The sequence below is a fragment of the Inquilinus sp. genome, assembly GCF_057815775.1.
Map to the genome: position 1 here is coordinate 1 of NZ_JBYRFX010000122.1, position 15717 is coordinate 15717.

The 15717-nt window shown below is 64.4% G+C and carries 11 protein-coding genes; 9 read left to right on the forward strand and 2 right to left on the reverse strand.

The window, feature by feature from the left end:
• Window positions 1-118 precede the first annotated feature (118 nt).
• From AC3XYG_RS04485 to AC3XYG_RS04515, 7 genes are all read left to right on the forward strand, one after another.
• A complete protein-coding gene (locus tag AC3XYG_RS04485) occupies window positions 119-1288 on the forward strand; it encodes an acyl-CoA dehydrogenase family protein (RefSeq protein ID WP_489138614.1) in 1170 nt (389 codons plus the stop codon).
• Between the two features lie 58 nt (window positions 1289-1346).
• On the forward strand, window positions 1347-2150 hold the full coding sequence (locus tag AC3XYG_RS04490; RefSeq protein ID WP_489138615.1) for an enoyl-CoA hydratase-related protein: 804 nt from the start codon (window positions 1347-1349) through the stop codon (window positions 2148-2150).
• Window positions 2151-2190: 40 nt separating this feature from the next.
• The gene (locus AC3XYG_RS04495) at window positions 2191-3417 is read left to right on the forward strand and encodes a CaiB/BaiF CoA transferase family protein (RefSeq protein WP_489138616.1); all 1227 of its coding nucleotides are present in this window, start codon (window positions 2191-2193) and stop codon (window positions 3415-3417) included.
• 66 nt (window positions 3418-3483) lie between these two features.
• On the forward strand, window positions 3484-4269 hold the full coding sequence (locus AC3XYG_RS04500; RefSeq protein WP_489138617.1) for an enoyl-CoA hydratase: 786 nt from the start codon (window positions 3484-3486) through the stop codon (window positions 4267-4269).
• Window positions 4270-4349: 80 nt separating this feature from the next.
• Window positions 4350-5294 carry a hypothetical protein gene (locus tag AC3XYG_RS04505; RefSeq protein WP_489138618.1) on the forward strand — a complete coding sequence of 315 codons (945 nt, stop codon included), beginning with the start codon at window positions 4350-4352 and terminating at the stop codon, window positions 5292-5294.
• A 2-nt stretch (window positions 5295-5296) separates the two neighbouring features.
• The gene (locus AC3XYG_RS04510) at window positions 5297-6250 is read left to right on the forward strand and encodes a 3-hydroxyacyl-CoA dehydrogenase NAD-binding domain-containing protein (protein WP_489138619.1); all 954 of its coding nucleotides are present in this window, start codon (window positions 5297-5299) and stop codon (window positions 6248-6250) included.
• A gap of 129 nt (window positions 6251-6379) precedes the next feature.
• Window positions 6380-8032 carry a fatty acid--CoA ligase gene (locus tag AC3XYG_RS04515; protein WP_489138620.1) on the forward strand — a complete coding sequence of 551 codons (1653 nt, stop codon included), beginning with the start codon at window positions 6380-6382 and terminating at the stop codon, window positions 8030-8032.
• Window positions 8033-8319: 287 nt separating this feature from the next.
• Here the strand turns inward: AC3XYG_RS04515 and AC3XYG_RS04520 are convergent, their stop codons facing one another.
• Window positions 8320-8769 (reverse strand): Ros/MucR family transcriptional regulator, encoded by a 450-nt coding sequence (locus AC3XYG_RS04520; RefSeq protein WP_489138621.1) that lies wholly within the window; start codon window positions 8767-8769, stop codon window positions 8320-8322.
• 400 nt (window positions 8770-9169) lie between these two features.
• Here AC3XYG_RS04520 and AC3XYG_RS04525 point away from each other — a divergent pair, with 400 nt between their 5' ends.
• Both AC3XYG_RS04525 and AC3XYG_RS04530 read left to right on the forward strand, forming a co-directional pair.
• Window positions 9170-10825: a helix-turn-helix transcriptional regulator gene (locus AC3XYG_RS04525; protein ID WP_489138622.1), complete on the forward strand. Its 1656-nt coding sequence runs from the start codon at window positions 9170-9172 to the stop codon at window positions 10823-10825.
• A 253-nt stretch (window positions 10826-11078) separates the two neighbouring features.
• Window positions 11079-14183 (forward strand): ATP-binding protein, encoded by a 3105-nt coding sequence (locus AC3XYG_RS04530; protein ID WP_489138623.1) that lies wholly within the window; start codon window positions 11079-11081, stop codon window positions 14181-14183.
• A gap of 711 nt (window positions 14184-14894) precedes the next feature.
• On the opposite strand, the gene AC3XYG_RS04535 is transcribed toward AC3XYG_RS04530, so the two are convergent.
• On the reverse strand, window positions 14895-15717 hold an 823-nt coding region (locus tag AC3XYG_RS04535; RefSeq protein WP_489138624.1), incomplete at its 5' end, for an HlyD family secretion protein.

A 15717-nucleotide genomic window follows, 5' to 3' on the forward strand; every position in this document is an offset into this window, starting at 1 on the left:
CCACTAACTTCGCTGACGACCACTCCAGTGACATCGAAGGAGCAATGAAATGGCAATACCGGCGGCGCCAGTCACAAGTTCGGCGACCTCAGCAAAAAAGGAGCCGAAGCCGCTTCCGTTGCCGAACAGCGACTTCTACCAGCTCGTGGATACCCTGACCCCGGATGAGTTGGCGGTGGTCAGGAAGGTGCGGACCTATATGGAGACCAGGGTTCAGCCCATCATCAACAAATACTGGTCCGACGACGCGTTTCCATTCGAGCTGCTACCCTCGTTCAAGGAACTCGGGATCGGCGGGCTTGGCTTCGAGGGGTATGGCTGCGCCGGCGGAAGCCAGAAGCTGTTCGGCTTCGTCGCGATGGAGCTGGCCCGCGTCGACGCTTCATTCTGCACCTTCTTCGGCGTGCACAGCGGCCTGGCCATGGGCTCGATCTATCTCGACGGATCGGAGGAGCAGAAGCAGAAATGGCTGCCGCCGATGGCGCGTTGGGAGAAAATCGGCTGTTTCGGCCTGACCGAACCGCTGGTCGGCTCGGGCACGAGCGGAGGGCTCACCACCACCGCCCAGCGTGACGGCGACACCTGGGTGCTCAACGGGCAGAAGCGCTGGATCGGCAACGCGACGTGGTGTGACGTCTCGATCATCTGGGCGCGCGACCTCGCCGACAACCAGGTGAAGGGTTTCATCGTCGAGAACAAAACGACGCCGGGTTTCACCGTCGAGAAGATCGAGCACAAGATCGCGCTCAAGGTCGTCCAGAACGGTGTCATCACGCTGCAGGACGTCCGGGTGCCGGAGGGGGACCGCCTGCAGAGCGGTAACTCGTTCCGCGACACCGCACGGGTGCTGCGCATGACGCGGTACATGGTCGGCTGGGCCTCGACCGGCATCCAGATGGGCGCGTTCGAGGCCACGCTGAAATACGCGCAGGAGCGACTGCAGTTCGGCAAGCCGATCGCTTCATTCCAACTGGTGCAGGACCTGCTCGCCAAGATGCTTGCCAATGTGACCGCGTGCCAGTGCCTGATGGTCCGCCTGGCGCAGATGGATGACGACGGCAAGCTCGAAGACCATCACGCCTCGCTGGCGAAGGCGTTCTGCACCGCCAAGTCGCGCGAGACCGTCTCCTGGGGCCGCGAGATCCTGGGCGGCAACGGCATCGTCGCCGACTACAACGTCGCGCGCTTCTTCGCGGATGCCGAAGCGCTCTACTCCTACGAAGGCACCTACCAGATGCAGAATCTGATCGTGGGCAAAGCCATCACCGGGCTTGGCGCCTTCGTGTGAGCCAAGGCGAACCCCGGGTTCGCCCTGGCTTCCGCCCTTCCTGAACGGGACATTCATCATGGCTTCGGAAACGGCGGGCCCGGCGCTCGCAAACGTCCTCTATTCCAAAAAGGACGACATTGCCCACATCACCGTGAACCGCCCGAACGTCCTCAACGCCCTGAACAAGGCGACGTGGTCGGATCTGGGGAGGGCCTTCGAGGACGCCCGGGACGATGCCGCGATCCGCGGCGTCATTCTGACCGGCGCCGGTGACAAGGCGTTTATCGCGGGCGCTGATATCGGCGAGCTCGCGCAGGTCTCGGCGGTCGAGGCGGAACGGTCCAGCCGTTTCGGGCAGAGTGTCCTCGATCTCATCGAAAACCTCGGCAAGCCGGTCATTGCGGCCGTGAACGGCTTTGCCCTTGGCGGCGGCTGCGAGACTGCGATGGCCTGCACCATCAGGATCGCGGTGGACTCCGCCAGGTTCGGCCAGCCGGAAGTTGCTCTCGGGCTCATCCCTGGCGGCGGCGGAACGCAACGACTCCCGCGACTGGTCGGCAAGGGGCGGGCCCTGCAGCTCATCCTGTCCGGCGACATGATCAGCGCGCAGGAGGCCCATCGCATCGGGCTCGTCAACGAGATCGTCTCGGCCGCGGAGCTGATCTCACGCGCCGAGGCGATTCTGACCAAGATCGCCGCAAACGCGCCCGTTGCCGTCAGCTTCGCGCTCGATGCGGTGAACCGGGGCAGTGAGGCGAGCCAGGGCGAAGGCCTGCTGCTCGAGGCCGCCTATTTCGGGCTCTGCGCCGCGACCGAAGACAAGAGGGAGGGCACGGCCGCCTTCCAGGAAAAGCGCGCGCCCCGGTTCCACGGACGATGACGGACATCCGCCGCAAACGGCAATTCGGAAAGCACAGCACATGGCAAGCGACAACATTTTCTCCGGAGTGAAGGTGGTGGACCTGGCGAGCTTCATCGCCGGTCCGGGGGCCGCGGTGATCCTGTCCGACTTCGGCGCCGACGTGATCAAGGTCGAGGCGCCGACCGGCGACACATGGCGGATCGGATATGAAATTCCGCCGCTGCCGCGCGCCAACGACAATTATCCCTGGCACCTCAACAACCGAAACAAGCGAGGGTTGGCACTCGACCTCAAGTCGCCGGGGGCGAGAGATGTCCTTCGCCGGCTGGTCGAGTGGGCGGATGTTCTGATCGTCAACACGCCGCATCCCGCGCGCGAGAAGCTCAGGCTCGGCTATGAGGATGTCGCGCCGTGGAATCCGCGCCTGATCTACGCGGATGTCACCGGTTATGGCGACAAGGGGCCGGACGCACAGCTTCCGGGCTTCGACATTACGGCCTATTGGGCGCGCAGCGGCCTGCTGTCGCTGACCCGGGATGCCGGAGCTCCGCCGACGCTGCCTGTGTCGGGCAGCGGCGACCATGCCACCGCGATGAGCCTGTATTCGGCGATCGTCACGGCGCTCTACCGGCGCGAGCGCTCCGGCAAGGGCTCGTACGTCACGACGTCGCTACTCGCCTCCGGCGTCTGGGCTAGTGCGGTCTCCGTCCAGGCCGCGCTGTGTGGCGCGGCCTTCTTCCCGCTGCACGACCGGGCCGATCCGCCCAACGCGACGTTCAACGTCTATCGCGCCGCCGACGACCTGTGGTTCCTGATCGTGCTGACACCGGACAAGTGGCCGGCACTGGCGCATGGCATCGCCCGCCCGGATCTGTTGACGGATGCCCGGTTTGCCGACCCGGCGAAACAGGCCGCGAACGCGGCGCAGCTGACGGCGGTGCTGGACCAGACCTTCGCGTCGCAGCCGATGGCGCACTGGCGCGAGGTCTTTGAGCAGGCCCATCTCACCTTCGGCGAGGTGCACGCCCCCAGTGAAGTGATCAACGACCCCCAGCTCAGGGCGAACGACATCGTCGTTCCGCTCGACGGCGCCGGCGGCAAGCTAACCTCGACCATCAGCAGCCCGATCCAGGTGCATGGCGTCGCCAAGGTTCCGGCCAGACGCGCGCCCGAACTCGGCGAGCACAATGCGGAAATCCTCGCGCAACTTGGCTTCAGCGCGAGCGAGATCGACAACCTGAACACCAGCGGCACCGTTCCGAATGCCGCAGGGCGCACCGCGTAACCCGATGCGTCACAACGGCTCGGACCGTGCCGGTCCGAATAAGATTGAGTGGATGGAGGCAAGTCGATGAACGATGTGGTCACCGATCTGGCGGAAGGGATACTTCGCGTCGAGCTGAATCGCCCGGTAAAGCTGAATGCGATGACTGCGAGCATGTACGACAGGCTCGCAGCAATCTTCCGAGACGCGGCCAGGGATGAGCACATCCGCGTCGTGCTCTGGCACGGCGCAGGCGATTCTTTCTGCGCGGGAAACGACATCGAGGATTTTCTGGCGAACCCTCCGGGGCCGGGGGAGTCTGCGCAGGCTCGCATGATGAATGCGCTGCTCGATTTCGACAAGCCGCTGGTGGCTGCCGTGCGTGGTGCCGCGATCGGGGGTGGAACCACCATGCTGTTCCATTGCGATCTCGTCTATGCCGGGGAGAGCACCAAGTTCCAGATGCCCTTCACCAGCCTCGCCTTGGTGCCGGAGTTCGGATCGACCTGGCTCGCTCCGATTACGTTTGGGCCTGCTCGTGCGGCGGAGTTGATCCTGTTGGGACGGCCATTCGATGCCAGGCGTGCCGCGGAGCTCGGGTTGGTCACGCAGGTGGTGCCCGATCAGGATTCCTTGCCGGCGGCGACCGAAGCGGCGCGGATCCTAGCCGGAAAACCGGCTGGGGCGCTGCAGGCCACCAAGCGACTTCTGAAGCGCTCTTTTCGCGACCAGGTCAGGGCGGCCATGACGGCGGAGAACGAAGCCTTCAGCGTGCAGGTACGTTCCGAAGAGGCGACGGAAGCGCTGTCGGCATTTCTGGAGAGGCGGCCGCCTCACGTCACCGGAACCGGGCACACTACACCGATCCCCTAGGCCATTTACCGACGACCGGGCAGGGCGCGATGCCGCGGCAATGCCTGGGCATGCACACCTGGGCTGTGAAAGGAAGAGCCATGACTGATGCTTTTGCAACGAAGCCTAAACCAGAATCCGGCCGCCAGGCCGAGACCGGCCGATTGTACGTCCTTGAACTCAGCGGCGGCCGCATTCATTCGATGAGGCCGGACGGATCCGAGCGGAAGGTCATCGTCGCCGACTGCCATTTTCCCGATGGCATCGTGGTCGATGTCGAGGCCGGCCATATCTACTGGACCAATATGGGCGTGCCTACCCTCAACGACGGCTCCATCGAGCGCGCCAACCTGGACGGGACCAACCGCAAGGTCATCGTGCCCCAGGGCGTCACTTTCACGCCGAAGCAGCTTCACCTGGAGAAGCGGAGAGGCAAGCTCTATTGGTGCGACCGCGAGGGCATGCGTGTGATGCGTGCCAATCTCGACGGCACCGATGTCGAGACGCTGGTCAAGACAGGCGATGGCGGCAACGGCCGCGGCGACGCCACGCAGTGGTGCGTCGGCATCACGATCGATCCCAAGCGCCGGCAGATCTACTGGACGCAGAAGGGGCCGGATAATGCCGGCCGCGGCCGTATCCTCCGCGCCGGCATCGACATCCCGGAAGGCGAGAATGCCGCCGGGCGCTCGGATATCGAAGTGTGGTTCGACGGCCTGCCGGAACCGATCGATCTGGAGCTCGACCTCGAAAGCCGGGTTCTCTATTGGACGGATCGCGGCAACCCGCCATTCGGCAATTCGGTCAATCGCGCGTCGATCGATATACCGGCCAGCAGTGGTTCCGAGCCGGAGCTCGTCGTCAGCGACCTGATGGAAGGCATCGGCCTTGCGCTCGATGTTCCCGCCAACCGGATGTTCGTCACCGACCTCGGCGGCTCGCTGTATTCCGCGGCGCTCGATGGTTCCGACAAGCGTGTGCTTCTCGCCGCGCAGGGCAATCTGGCCGGCGTCGCCTACGCCGAAATCCCCTCACAGGAGAATTGACCATGGTTGGCAACAGGCCGATCTCGACGGTCGCCATCATCGGTACGGGTGTCATCGGCGCGAGCTGGGCGGCACTCTTCCTGGCGAAGGGCCTCGATGTCGTGGCGACGGATGTCGCCCCCGATGCGGAAGCCTCGCTGAGACGCTTTGTCGACGAGGCGTGGCCCGCGCTCGAAAGGCTGGGGCTCTCCCCCGGCGCCTCCCCGCTGCGGCTGGCCTTCGAGGCCGACCTGGCCGAGGCGGTGAAGGGCGCTGATCTCGTCCAGGAAAACGGACCCGAGCGGATCGATTTCAAGAAGAAGCTGTACGGGCAGCTCGATGCGCTGCTGCCGCCCGATGTGATCATCGCCTCGAGCTCGTCCGGCCTGACGATGAGCGAGATCCAATCCGGCTGCCCGTCGCACCCGGAGCGCTGCGTCATCGCGCATCCGTTCAACCCGCCGCACCTGATCCCGCTGGTCGAGATCGTCGGTGGCGCGAAGACGTCCGAGGAGACGATCCGGCACGCCTCGCACTTCTACACCGCGCTGGGCAAGCGGACCGTTCGCCTGAACAAGGAAGTGCCCGGGCATGTCGCCAATCGCCTGCAGGCCGCCCTGGCCCGGGAGGTGTACCATCTGGTGGCCGAGGGCGTTGTCAGCGTCGCCGATGCCGACGCCGCGCTGTGTTGGGGCCCCGGGCTCCGGTGGGGCATCATGGGCCAGGTCCTCCTCAACCATCTCGGCGGTGGTCAGGGCGGCATGGAGCACTTCCTGCACCAGTTCACCGGCCCGATGACGGCATGGTGGAAGGTCCTGGGGTCGCCGGAACTGACTCCCGAGCTCCAGGAAAAGCTGATCGCCGGCGTTCATGCCGAGGTGGGCTCGCGCTCGATCGACGATCTGGCCGCGGAGCGGGACGAGGTGCTGATCGGTCTGCTCGAATTGCGGGCCAAGGCCGCGGCAGCGAGGTCGTAGCCGAAGTGGGGTGAACGCGTCGCCCGGGCGTCCGGACCGCGACGCGTCCTCGAAACGCGATGCACGGTGGATGGAGTTGGTGCCCGGCGACGGGCATCAACCCGCCGCCATTTCCCTGGGGACGCCACGATGGCCGACACGTTCATGCAGGTCGCCAAATCCGCTTACAACTACCCACTTCTTGTAAAGCAGTTGTGGCACACACCGCTTTTGCAGGCGCCGGACCAGGTTATCGTCTATCGCGACCTGAAGCGATTCACCTACCGACAGTTGCGTGAGCGCATCGGGCGGCTTGCATCCTGCCTCACCAGGCTCGGCGTTGGTCCAGGCGACACTGTCGGTGTGCTCGACTGGGACAGCAATCGGTTCCTGGAGGCTTACTTCGCCGTCCCGATGATGGGGGCTGTCCTGCAGACGGTGAATGTCCGGTTGCCGCCCGAACAGATCGCTTACACGATCAATCACGCGGGCGCCTCGGTGCTTCTCGTCAACGATGACTTTGTACCGCTGCTGGAGGGCATCAAAGATCCGCTGCCCAAGGTAAGGCGAATGGTCGTGATGTCGGATCGACCCGCGCCTGAAACCGGCAGCCTGACGTTTGTCGGGGAATATGAGGATCTTCTCTCCGACGCCTCGCCCGATCACCACTTTCCCGACTTCGACGAAAATGCCGTTGCCACCACCTTTTACACGACCGGGACGACGGGCGCGCCGAAAGGCGTTTCCTTCAGCCATCGACAGGTGGTGCTTCATTCGCTTGCGGAAATGGCGTTTCTCGGGACTGCGGCGCAACAAGGACGGTTCTGTCGCGACGACGTCTACATGCCGATCACGCCGATGTTTCATGCCCATGCCTGGGGGCTGCCGTGGACGGCGACGCTTTCCGGCGTCAAGCAGGTGTATCCCGGTCGCTACGACGCCGCCGTGCTGCTCAAGCTGATCAAGACCGAGGGCGTCACCTTCACGCATGGCGTGCCGACGATCCTGCACATGCTGCTTGGCGCGGCCACGGCGGCGGACACCGATCTCGCCGGCCTGAAGATGGTGGTCGGCGGTTCGGAACTGCCGAAGGCCCTCGCCAGGCAGGCACTCGCGCTGGGCGTCGACGTCTTTGCCGGCTACGGGATGTCGGAGAGCGCACCGCTGCTGTGCATGGCGCAGGTGAAATCCGCGGACCTTGCCAGCGACCCGGAGACGGAGGTCGAGATCCGGATCAAGGCGGGCATCCCTGCGCCGCTGGTCGATATCCGCCTGGTCGACGCGGATCGGAGCGAAGTGCCCCATGACGGCAAGACCACCGGCGAGATTGTCGTGCGTGCCCCGTGGCTCACCCAGGGATATGTCGACGATGCCGAGGCTTCCGAGCGGTTGTGGGCCGGCGGTTACCTGCACACCAACGACATCGGCGTCATCGAGCCGAACGGCTACCTTCGCGTCGTCGACCGGATGAAGGATGTCATCAAGACCGGCGGCGAATGGGTGTCGTCGATCCAGATCGAAGACCTCATATCCCAGTGCGAGGGGGTGGCGGAGGCCGCCGTCGTCGGCGTCAAGGACGACAAATGGGGCGAGCGTCCATTTGCGCTCGTCGTCAGGGAGGCCGGGACAGGCACCGAACTCAGCGATAGGCAGATCAAGGCTCATCTGAGAGCTTTCGCTGGTGCCGGAGTAATCTCGAAATACGGAATCCCGGACGAGATCCTGTTTGTCGACGCGCTCCCCAAAACGAGCGTTGGCAAGGTCGACAAGAAGGCGCTCAGGGAGAAATGGGACAAGATCTAGTTGGCTCTGCAAGTCCTAGCCGGCCCTCTCCAATCGAAGGTATCGCGCATCGGAGCATCAAACCCTGTCAACCGGCCCCAAGTCCCGGACGCTCGGCGTCGGCGTTGAGCCCAGAGATCTCGGCGGCATCGCCCTGACGGTTGCCGTGCCGCGGAATCTTGTCGTGGCGGATGTTCGGGCCATCCATGCAGTCCCGTGGCCAAATTCGGGGGTAGGCGCCGGCTGGCCCTTCCGCGCCTATCCGGGCCGAGGCGGGGAAGGGCTACGGCAAGAATAGGCCGGTGGAATCATCTGTCACAACTGCACGGCAGGCGCTCATGTATCGTCCCGCTTCGGCGCGCTGGATCGGCCGGCTGGGTCGCCCGCCTGTCGTTTCGCGATTCTCGCACGAAGCTCGGCATAGCCGGGCGCAACCATCGATAATCGTCCGGCAATCCCCAATGGCTCCGGTATTCCTCCGGCGACAGAGCGTACTTGCGCTTGAGATAGCGTTTGAGCGAGCGCAACTTTTGTCCGTCGTTAAGGCAAACCAGATATTCCCGGGTGATCGACTCCTCGACCGGCACGGCAGGCGTCCGGACAGCCGCCGAACCCGTCCGGAGTCCGTCGATCCTGAGCAGCGTTGCGTGCACGGTCGAAATCAGTGTCGGCAGTTCGATTGCCGTCATCGGATTGTTGGAGACGAAGCTGGCGACGATGACGGCGGTCAGTTCCGTCAGGTTGCTGTCGACCGTCATCGCCGTTACCCCCCACGCGGCACCCTCATCAGGAGACGCGGCAGAGCCGAGGCGAGGGTACTTCGCCCCTTGCTCGACACTGTTGCGCCGCTGGCGTGCGCTGCTCAAGGACCACGACGAGCGCGGCTCCGGAAGAAAAATTGCCCCTTTCCCAGGGCCGCGGCCATCCCCCTTACGGGGGATTGGATCGCCGTTCCGGCGGACACGGGAGGATCGCGTGCCGGGCCCCGACGCCATCGCGACCGTCGCTACACTGAACGAGACCGAATCTCTACGCAAAGATTACCTGGGCATCACGACCGCAGGGGGCTTCCGCCTTAGCCTCCGGGATAATGCACTGTCCCGGCAGCGGTGTCCGTCTGCTGGATGTCTCGTTTGCGAAGCGCGCGGGAATGATGTCATGACGCAGAGTGGTGTTCCAGAAACTTCCGAGATGCTCCGAATTCCGGACTCGCCGGTGCTACTTCCGGCTCTCGGCGGAGAACCGAGCACCGGCCTGCCCTCCGAGCGGCTCTCCCCAGACGAATCGATATTCGGTACCCTCGCGGGATGCAGGGCGCGGCGGAACCTGACCGGCGGCTCACAATTCCAGATCAGGCGGGGTCTTGCACAGGCGCGGCGTCTGATACTGGCGTCTCAGATCGACGAGGCTCTCGGCTCGATCGATCGCATTGAACTGCAGCTCGATGACATTCCGTCCGCCGAGGCGCGGCGGTTTCGTGCGGTGGCGCAACTGCTCCGGGCGTCCGGTCTGGCCTTCCAGGACAACAGCCCCGCCGCCCTTCCGATCGCCCTGTCCCATTTGAAGGAGAACGACTCGAACTCCCGGCGCCACGCCGCTGCTACTCTTTGCCGCCTGGGATACTGGCACCTCGGCGACTTTGACGTCTTCCATTCGCTGCCGAGGCATCAACCTCGCACAGAATGGTCGAAGTCGCGGGCCATCTCCGCAGTGCTCGACCTGTCGATCGAGGCGGTGGCGGCGTTTCATCAGATGCATATCGCCACGGCCAAGCGGCTGGCGTCCGACGCCTCGGCCATCGCTGAGGCCGTGCCCGGAGGACTCGGCGGCCTCTCGGCTCTTCCGGCATGTCTCACTGCACAGGTGCTGTACGAGGAGGGCCTTCTGGACCAAGCTGACAAAATCCTCCGCGACCGTCTGCCTGCAATCAATGCGGTAAGTCCAGTCGATTGCGCCTTGCGCGCGTATCTCGTCCTAACGCGGATCGCCCAGCACAGGATGCAGTTCAAATTGGCGTCCCTACTGCTTCGCGAAGCCGAAGCGCTGGGGGAACGGCGTGGCTGGCCGAGACTGATCGCGGTGTGCCTCGCCGAGCGCGCCAGCCTGCTGCTGCGGGAGGGCCGACGAAAGGAGGCCCGTCTCTGCTTCGAGCACCTCGATCGCCTTGCTAGGACGCATCGCGCGGGCCCCGGGCATATTGATACTGAGATCGGACGGTTCCGCACACTGACGCGCTGGCGCGTCTCCTGGGCTGAGGAGCCGTCGGTCGAAGCCGTGGTAGCGCTGCGGCAACTCTACCGTCAGGCCGTCGAGAAGCGGGGTCTCTATTCCGGATGCCGGCTGGCGGTGGAACTGGCGGAGATGCTCGCCGTGATCGGCGAGACTGAGGAGGCGGACGCGCTCATGCTCCACACGCTCCAGGTCGGTGTGGCCGCAGGTGTGTACCAAACCTTTCTTGAGGGCGGGGAGGGATCGGGAACGCTCCTGAGGCGAGCCTATGCCCGGTGCGAGGCGCCCGGGTCGGCGGACAGCGACATTCTGCCCATCTTAGGCAGCCTGCTGTCGCAGCGGGATGCCCACCAAATCGAAAGACAGTCCGTGCGAACCGCGAACCATGTCGGCGATACGCTCTCGGCACGGGAGTGTGAGATCCTCGGCCTGATCGGCGAGGGCTTTCCGAACAAGCAGATCGCCCGAGCTCTTGCAATCTCACCGGAAACGGTGAAATCGCACGTAAAGCGGATCTTCATGAAGCTGGCCGCTAGCACTCGAACCGAGGCGGTGTGTCGGGCCAGGTCGATGGGGCTGCTCTGATGCCTCTTGGCCACGGCCAGTCGTCACCTTTACAACAACCAAGACCCAAATATGAGAGGGTCTGACCAAAGGAACAGCTTGAGCCGATGCTCGTATGGTTGCAGAAGGGCTGCCCGACACGCAGGCTCTGCTTGTTGAGGCGTGATTGCCGGTCATCACTCCATGATGAGCGATTGTCTGCGGGCAGGCGGATGCGGCCCTCGACGCTTGCGCCGACGCCCACTTCGAGCGCTGACTCGCTGGGATCGAGGCAATGTCCGCCGCCTTTGCCAATGGAAGCCATGCCATGATCGACGTGGCCGATGCGTCAGCGTTCTGGATCGACCGGGATAATCTCTGCCTCTGGCGCACCCGCACCGACGGCGAGGATGAGCGCGTCAAGCTGACGCCGAGGTCGTTCGACGTCCTTCGTTACTTGGCCGAAAACTTCGGCCGGCTGGTGACTCACAATGAACTGCTGGAAGCGTTATGGCCAGGCGTGCACGTGCAACCCGAGGTGCTGAAGAGCCATATTCTCGCGATCAGGACGGCTCTAGGCGACACCATCTCCAGTCCCCGGTTTATCGAGACAGAGCGGGGCCGGGGCTATCGCTTCATCGGCAGGTTGAGGGCAGCCCCGTCTTCAGTCGGAAAGCGCGGCCCCATTGTCGATCTGGGCATATTCGCCGGCCGTGCCGAGGCGCTGCACAGCCTCTTGGCGCTGCTCGAGCATGCGGCTGCAGGCGAACCCCAGGCGGCGTTCATCAGCGGCGAACCGGGGTTTGGCAAGACGACGCTGGTCCAGCAGTTCCTGGCCCATGCGTCGACTTATGCCGATTTCGTCGTCGCGCAAGGCCATTGCGTCGAGAATTTCGCGGGGGCCGAGCCCTACTATCCGATCTTTGAGGCGCTGGGAGAGCTCGGCAAGGATGCCGGCACCGGGGCTGTTCGGGCGCTTGAGTCCCTGGCTCCCTCCTGGGCGGCCCAGATGCCGGCGCAGTTTTCCGCAGCCGAGCGGATGGCGCTGCAGCAGCAGGCAATGCACGGGGCGCCGAGCCGGATGGTGCGTGAGGCGTGCGGTCTGTTCGAGGCGCTAGCAACAGAGCGCCCCCTGATCCTGGTGCTGGAGGATCTGCACTGGGCCGATTTCGCGACGATCGACCTGATCTCAGCGTTGTGTCGCCGCCGCTCGTGCGCGAAGCTTCTACTGATTGCAACCTATCGGCCAGAGGACTTGACGGCAGCTCAGCGGCCTTTGCGCCAGATGACGCAGGATCTTGCTCTGCGCAAATTCTCCACAGAGATCGAACTCGTCCCGCTGTCAGCGAGCGCGATCATCGAGATCTTGTCGGGTGGCACCGGGGATGTCGCAAGTTCTTCGGAGTTCGGCGAGTTCATCGAAGAGCGTACCGGCGGCAATCCATTGTTCATGCGAGTGGTGCTGGAGCATTTGCTTCAGCGTGGAAACGTCGAACGGACAGGGCTTGGCTGGCGCTCCCTTGTCCCCCTCAGCAAGCTGGCATCCGAGACCCACCCGACGCTCGGGCGCTCGATTGAGTTAAAGCTGGAAGGAATGACGAATGAGCAACGGCGCGTGCTCGAGGCCGCATGCGTGGCTGGCGATCCTTTCGACCCAGCGACGACGGCCCGCGCCGCGGAGATGGATGAGCGGTCCTTCGAAGCCGTCTGCGACGACTTCCCCTCGTCTACCATTCGCCGCGGCAAGCTGCTGACCCTTCCCGACAACCGGGTTGTCCGGACCTATTCCTTCAGTCATGCGGTCTATCGGCAAGTGCTGTACGATCGAATCGGGCCGCTGCGTCTTGCGGAATTGCACCGTATGATCGGCGAGCGATTGGAGGAAATCTACCCGCCGGATCTTCGCGACGATCTGGCCATCCGGCTGGCGCAGCACTTCGCCCTGGCTCGAAATTGGTCACGAGCGCTCGACTATCTGCGATCCGCCCTGCGCGTCGCAAACGGTCGCTTTGCCCGGCGCGATGCCTTGGCGATCCTGGATCGCGCTTTTGAACTGATCGCAAACCTTGCTCATGTCTCCCGGCCTCCAGCAGAGATAGAGTTCCTCGAGCGGCGTGCCGGCATCCAAGCCGTCGCTCATGATCCTCAGGCCGGAGAGACCTATGCGGAACTTGCGACGAAGGCCGGCCAATTTTGTGATGTCGAGGCACAGTGCAGAGCGCTGATTGGCTTGGCCTATGCGGCCAGCTGGCACGACATTGCGCAAAGCCTCCGTTTGCTCGATGAGGTCCTGGCGCTCTGCGAGACACTGGCCGACCCGATCCAGCGAGACGTGACGCGGATGGCGGCCTACGCACGGCGGCTGTGGCAGTCCGGTTGGAGCAAGGCCGACGCTCGCGAATGCGAGAACGCGCTGGCTCGGCTCGAAGAAAGCGGCGACAGCCTCGCTATCGCGCGGGCGAAGATCAGTTTCAGCATGGTGTGTATGTTCTCGACACGCTACCGGGAGGTTGGCATCCTCGTGGATCATGGCTTCCGTCTGCTGCGTGAGAGCGCTCAAGACATGGTGGAAGCCGAGCTCGCCGGCGCGGTTTGGATGCGTCATATCGGCGTGCCCTGGTCCTTTGTAGCCCTTGGGGAACTCGAAGCTGGACTTGAGAGATTCGCCACCAATATCGCCGCTTTCGAAAAGGCGGATGACCCCTCCGCGGTGGATTATATTCAGGTGTATCGCGGCTCCTTGCTTTTCCACGCAATGGATTTTGAAGGCGTTCTCCAGGACTGTGTGCCGGCCGCCGCCACCGCCTTCGAGCGTCCCGCGGCACCCGCCACCCCTATGTTGCCCATCAAGCGAAGAATCGCGCTGGTCCATTGTGGCTTGGCCGAGGCGGGCCTCGGGAACGCTGCCGCTGCGCTCGACTATCTGCATGCAGCAGAGGACGAGATGGGGCGGCAGCCGGTTCATCTGGACTGGTATTGGCGCTTGGCGCTGGGATGGGGACTGGTTGATGTCCTCATTGCGAAAGGTGATCGCGCCGCGGCCCACTTGCGTGCGAAAGGCCTTTGTGACCTAGCAGCGCAAACCGACGAGCGGTCGTGGCAGGCACTGGCATGGGAGGCGCGCGCACGGGCGGCCTTGGCCTGCGGTGAGGTATCCGAGGCGCTGGCCGATGTTGCCGAGGCCCTGGCTGCTTGTGATGGTGTGACGGTCCCCCTGGCGAATTGGCGGGTGCATGCGACCGCCGCGATGGTGTGCAAGGCCGCCGGTGATCTCCTTCAGGCGAGAACGCATGATCGGCTCGGCGCAGCCATCCGAAAAAGTCTCGCCGACAAGCTGCCTAAGGGTGATCCACGCCGCTCGAAGTTCGAGCGTCGCAGCGAAGCCCTCGCGGCGATCTGAAGACGGCCTGGGTGTCGCCCACCGCTCCCCCGGGAAGAGCCGGCGAGTCCCCCAAAGAGGGGGCGGAGGGCCTGAGTCGAAGCCCCGCCCGACCTCAATCCGGACAGCCTGGGCTTCATCGACGAAATCGGGCCTTCAACGAAAAATGGCCGGGCTGTGGGGTCCGCAATGTCGGGCCGCTGTCCCACACAGAGGCTGGAAAACTTCGACTCCTAACGTCGTCCTGCACCTAGATGGCATGACCGCACTTGATCCTCGATGGACCCATGAACCGGGCACCGTTCCAAGCCTACATCGAGCATGTTCTGGTCCCGACCCTGTGGCGGGGACACCGTCACATGGACAACGTGCCGCACAAAAGGGCGTCGACGTGCGTCGCCCATCGAAACCGCCGGGGCTGCTACGCTACCTGCCGCCCTACTTGTCTGGCCTCAACCTCCTCGGACTTGCTCCGAAGATCGAGGACGCCTTTTCCAAGCTCAGTGCGTTCCTGCGCACGACCTATGGGATGTCATTCGAAACCCCTTCCGACCGTTTACCCGCCGCTGTGGGCAAACGACCTTCTAGCCGCTGGATATGAACCTCAATAATCGGATTCTGCTTTGGCCGAAGGTCGCGTGCGTGGATTCCTGTGTTAATCTCCGTGACGTCTGGTTGCGTCCCGCTCGGACGAGATTTGGCCTGCATGAAATGGTGGATATTAATCCCAGCTCAGTCGGTCGGTGATTGCCCTGGCATCGAAGCCAGCCAGACGGTCATTCCGGGCTCCAGGCCGTCGGCGCCGCCACCAGGATCGAGCCGGAGCCGGAAGGCATTGAGATCATGATCGCCGACGGCGCGGGCCGCCCTCCAGGTGGCGAATTCGCCGAGGGGACGCAGCTCGGTCACGCGGGCGTCGATGCGGCGCCCGTCCGGCGTCGTCAGGGCCACGACGCCGCCGAGGGCCATGCCGGGAAGGGCGTCCTCGCGCAGGGTGAAGGCGAACCAGCGCTCGCCGGCGGCCTCCAGGGTCAGCACCGGCTTTCCCGGGCCGATGATCTCGCCGGGCTCGGCGACGCGGATGCCGATGGTGCCGTCGACCGGGGCGGTCAGCCGGGTCTTGTCCAGCTGGGCCTGGAGATCGGCCACCGTCGCCTCCGCCAGCGTCACCCTGGCATCCGCCAGGGCCCGTTCCTCGGCGGTGGGGCCCGCCTTCGCCGCTGCGAGCTGCGCCTGCTTGAGATCGAGGTCGGCCTGCGCCTTGGCCAGCGACGCCGTGCTCTCGTCCAGCTTCTGGCGGCTGGCGAAGTTCTTGGCCGCCAGCGCGACGGCCCGGACATTCTCCTGCTGGGCCAATTCGAGGTTGGCCTGTGCCGTCTCCACCGCCTGGGTGGCGATTGCCTGCTGCTCCGCGCGGACGCCGGAATAGACATTGTCCCGATCGGCCCCGGCGCTGGCGGCGGCGGCCTTCGCCTCCTCGACCGCCGCGGCCAGGTCGGGATTGTCGAGGACGGCCAGCAGGTCGCCTTTGCGGACATGCTGGCCCGGGCTGACG